The 658-nt window shown below is 62.5% G+C and carries 1 protein-coding gene; it reads left to right on the plus strand.

Translation table 11 applies throughout. The features are described 5' to 3' along the window. Window positions 1–658, plus strand: a 658-nt coding sequence (locus tag ACFWJO_RS40775; RefSeq protein WP_386873447.1) for a restriction endonuclease subunit S, incomplete at both ends; no start/stop codon positions are given.

Genomic DNA, 658 nt, shown 5'->3' on the forward strand with positions numbered 1-658 from the left:
GATCGCGATCCGAGCCAGTGGCTTCATTCGCGCCTACTCCAATGTCGTCTCGATGCCACACCTCACCGCGGAGAAGCTCGCACGGATCCCTATGCCGCTACCAACGCTGGAGGAGCAGCGTGCCATCAGCGACTACCTCGACCGCGAGACTGCTCGCATCGACACGCTCATAGAGGAGCAGCAGCGCCTGATGGAAATGCTCCGCGAGCGACGGCAGGCTGTTATCGAGTCCGCCGTTGGGCGGGGGTTGGACCCAGCAGCGCCGATGCGATCGAGCGGGTTGTTCTGGACGGCCGAGGTCCCTCAGCACTGGACGGTTGCGAACATCCGCAAATTCGCAACCATGAAGACGGGGCACACTCCGAGTCGGAGCAAGCCCGAATACTGGGTTGACTGCACCATCCCGTGGTTCACTCTTGCGGACGTGTGGCAGTTGCGGGACGGTCGGCAGACCTATCTCGGCGAGACATCAAATCTCATCAGTAAGGCCGGCCTCGCCAACTCATCAGCCGAGTTGTTGCCCGCAGGGACCGTCGTGCTATCTCGCACGGCCTCCGTCGGATTCAGCGGAATCATGCCGGTGGAGATGGCGACCAGCCAGGATTTTTGGAACTGGATCCCGGGCGACCGCCTCACCGCGGAGTACCTGGTGTGGACG

Source organism: Streptomyces sp. NPDC127092 (assembly GCF_042722475.1).
GTDB lineage: Bacteria > Actinomycetota > Actinomycetes > Streptomycetales > Streptomycetaceae > Streptomyces.